Source organism: uncultured Planktosalinus sp. (assembly GCF_963973675.1).
Classification (GTDB): domain Bacteria; phylum Bacteroidota; class Bacteroidia; order Flavobacteriales; family Flavobacteriaceae; genus Planktosalinus.
Map to the genome: position 1 here is coordinate 1 of NZ_CAXBAN010000257.1, position 3997 is coordinate 3997.

At 40.7% G+C, this 3997-nt stretch carries 3 protein-coding genes; 1 reads left to right on the plus strand and 2 read right to left on the minus strand.

Translation table 11 applies throughout. The features are described from left to right. Window positions 1–164: 164 nt before the first annotated feature. Together AACY61_RS10020 and AACY61_RS10025 are read right to left on the minus strand one after the other, a co-directional pair. On the minus strand, window positions 165–1274 hold the full coding sequence (locus tag AACY61_RS10020; RefSeq protein WP_339611439.1) for an ABC transporter permease: 1110 nt from the start codon (window positions 1272–1274) through the stop codon (window positions 165–167). 9 nt (window positions 1275–1283) lie between these two features. Next, window positions 1284–3473: a carboxy terminal-processing peptidase gene (locus AACY61_RS10025; protein WP_339611441.1), complete on the minus strand. Its 2190-nt coding sequence runs from the start codon at window positions 3471–3473 to the stop codon at window positions 1284–1286. 237 nt (window positions 3474–3710) lie between these two features. On the opposite strand from AACY61_RS10025, the gene AACY61_RS10030 reads away from it, so the two are divergent. Then, on the plus strand, window positions 3711–3997 hold a 287-nt coding region (locus AACY61_RS10030; RefSeq protein ID WP_339611440.1), incomplete at its 3' end, for a 5'/3'-nucleotidase SurE.

Here is a 3997-nt window from a genome sequence, read left to right on the forward strand (position 1 = left end):
AACTTTATGAAACCTATTTTGATGCTAAAAAGGAATATGCGTTTGTATTGTTTAAACCCAATAATTGAATTTAAAGGACAAGTTGATGAACTGAAAAAGGCCTGTGAAATATTTGCAAGCACTTAGCTACCTAAAAAAAGATTAGAAAAAGTACCGAGGTTACTTTATCCTTTCACATCCAGGGCATCCCTAAGGGCGTTTCCGATGAGCATAAACGCCACCACCAAACTCATAATAGCCACCCCGGGTATGATGGCCAGATAGGCTTTTCCCAGAATGATGTAAGCATAGTGGTCTTTAATCATCGCACCCCAGCTGGGCATAGGGGGTTGTGCGCCAATTCCCAGAAAGCTCAACCCGCTTTCAATAAGGATAGCAGCTGCGAAATTAGCTGCTGAAATCACTATGACCGGAGCCAGTATGTTTGGAATGATATGGTTTTTTATAATTCTAAAATCTCCGAAACCAAGAGCTTTAGCAGCAGTAACATATTGCATTTGCTTGACACCCATCACCTGCCCTCTAACTACACGTGCCACCTCCACCCACATGGTAAGCCCCACAGCAATAAACACCTGCCAAAATCCTTTTCCAAGAGTGAGTGTAATGGCGATGACCAGCAACAAGGTAGGAATCGACCAGGTAACATTGATGAGCCACATAATGGTTGCGTCTATTTTTCCGCCATAATAGCCTGCTATGGCTCCAAGTGTAATCCCAATAATTAGTGAAATAAAAACCGCTACAAACCCAATGGATAAGGAAATACGAATGCCCACCAACATTCTGCTCAACAAATCTCTTCCATACTTGTCGGTTCCCAAAAGAAAACGTTGTTGCTCAATGTACTGCTCCACAATTTGATTGGGTGTACTAAGGCTTGGAAATTGACTTAGTACATACTCTTTTGAAAGCCCTTCAGAACTTCCATCCACATATTCCTGTACAACAATCCCCTTGGTCGTTAATTCATAGCTTTGAATAGGCAGTGCGGTATCTGTATTTTCCTTTCCAAAAAAGAGTTGCTGTATGGTTCCTTTATCACTTACATTTCCGGAAGGCACTGTGAGCATCATTACCTTAAAACCTGGTGGTTTTGAATGGATTGACACATGCATCTGATTGGCATTTTGAGAGTCATCAGGAGCGATGACATAGCAAAAGACTGCTACCAGCATACATAGTAACAGAAACCCAAAACTAAAAACGCCCCAAAAGTTTTTTTTAAACTTTTGGAGCGCCAGTTTAGAAAGTGATGTTGCTTTTTGACTCATTGCAAGTCGTTAGTCTTTAATGTTTGCGAGTTTTTCCCTTTTGATGTTGTTTAGTTTTAAATCCTCCAACACATTCACGGCTTCTTCAACATAAATATCGTGACTTAGGTTTTTATGCCACCTGCTGCGCTTTTCACTGAGAATAGAGTCTAATTTTTTAAGCTCTTGTTCCTTGATGTGCGAACGAAAGCCGAGGTTGTTTTCATATTCTGTAATGGAGTCATACTGTTCAGATCTTTTTCTGTTGTTTTCAATATCTGCGATGTATTTTTCGTAGTTCAGTGGAACCACATTGTTATCTCTTCGTTCTTTGATCCAGCGTGCTTGTTCATCAATTAATTTCAGTTGCTCACTGGCTGCAATTCTCTTTTTACTTTCTTGAATGGTTTTCTCAAGATCGATGTACCCATCCCAGGTTTGGTAGTCGGCCGGTGCAATTTTATCGTAAGGCAGCGGATTGTTATAATCCCGTTCGCCTAGATCAAAATAGCTGTATCTGTCTGGAACTATTACGTCACTTTTCACACCTTCCAGTTGGGTTGAGCCTCCGTTGATTCTATAAAACTTTTGTGTAGTTACTTTCAGAGCTCCAAGATCACCGTGTTGGTTATTACGCATCCAGCGATTCAGGTCGATTACGTTTTGAACGGTTCCTTTTCCATAGGTTTGTTTACTGCCAATCACCACTCCTCTTTCATAGTCTTGCATTGCTGCTGCCAGAATTTCGGAAGCAGACGCTGAAATTTCATTGACCAAAATAACCAGGGGGCCGTCCCATTCCACATCACCATTGCGGTCGTTAAGTACTTCCACTTGTCCGTCGCCCGAAGCCACTTGTACAACTGGTCCTTTTTCAATGAACAAACCGGCAATATCAATGGCTGTTTTAAGTGAACCACCTCCATTGTTTCTAAGATCGAGCACCAATCCTTCCATACCTTCTTCCTTGAGCCTGATAACTTCTTCCTTCACATCACTGGCGGCATTTCTGGCCTTGTAATCGGTCATATCAAAATAGAATCGCGGCAGATCAATGAGTCCGTATTTTCTTCCATCCTTATTAATAATAGTTGATTTGGCATAGGTTTCATCCAGCTCAACCACATCCCTCACAATAGTAACATCTTTAAAGGTGCCATCCATTTTTTTAATGGTAAGTGTAACTTTAGTTCCTTTAGGACCTTTGATGAGTCCAACGGCATCGTCCAGACGCATACCGCCAATACTTACTGATTCGGTTTCCCCTTCCTGACGCACACGGGTTATCTGGTCGCCTACTTCAATTTCTTCACCCCGCCAGGCAGGTCCGCCACTGATTACTTCAACCACTTTCACACTTTCGCGTTGTTTTTGCAATCGAGCACCAATTCCTTCCAGCTTTCCTGACATAGCCACGTCAAAGCGGTCTTTGTCCTGAGGTGCAAGGTAATTGGTATGCGGGTCAAAGTCTTCTACAACAGCATTGATAAAAATGGCAAAGTAATCTGTACGGTTCAGGTCATCTATAAACGAAAAGTAGTCATCCAGAGAACTGCGCGTGGATTCCCGGGCTTCGATTTCGATTTCCGCATCGGTTTTGGGTTCTTTTACCTCAGCTATCTTTTCCTCAACAGCTTCCTCTTCAAATGACTCCTCATCAGATTCCCCTGGTTTCAGATCTTTTACTGCATTTTGTTCTTCCTTGATGTCATAATAAGTTGAAATAGTAGAAAATTTCAACTGGTCTTTCCATCGAGACTCCAGTTCCTCACGGGTGCTGGCATAGGGTATATTCTCATAATCGACATCTATGGACTGGTCTTCAGTGAAATCGAAAGGAGTGTCCAGCACTTTTTTATAAATGTCTTTTGCTTCCAGCATTCTTTGTTCCAATCGTTCATGTACCACATTGAAAAAAGTGAGATCCTTATTTTTCAACTGATCGTCAATCTGATTTTCATAGACTTTAAATTCTTCAATATCTGAAGCTAGGAAATAGCGTTTTAGGGGATCTACATCATTGATAAACTTGGTGTACACCGAAGAAGAAAAGGCATCGTCCATTTCTTTATTGGCAAAGTGCGTTTTTTCAAGCACATAGGAAATCAGTTCTACCAACAGTTTATCCTTTTCAGGGTTGTCAAAACTTTTGGTCGTAAAGCTGCCGGATGCGGCGGCTACAAAAACCACTAGCAATAGCACTTTAAAATTCTTTTTCATAAATCGCATAGAAATTCTTTTTTAGGATACTAATTTATACAAAAAACCGTGCCATAGTCAACGGATGGTACTAATTTTATGTTAAACATAGAATTGCCATGCAAGATAAAAACTTGTATGAAACTATTCAACCTATTTTTACTTTTTTTAAAAGTTGAAAAGTTTTGAAAAGCTGTAAGACTACGGAGTGAAGATTCGAAATTAAATTATGTATTTTAGCACTAAAATAGTGTATCTATGAATAAAAAAAGGCCTTTAATCCTGGTAACCAACGACGATGGAATCTCTGCCCCCGGCATCAGGATGCTGATATCGATTATGAAAGAAATTGGTGATGTGATTGTTGTGGCTCCTGACAAGCCCCAAAGTGCTACGGGTCATGCCATTACCATCAACAACACTTTATACATCAACAAAATCAATATTGACGATGATGTTCAGGAAGAATACAGTTGTTCGGGCACCCCGGTTGACTGTGTGAAGCTGGCGGTTCATGAAATACTGAAACGCAAGCCTGATATATG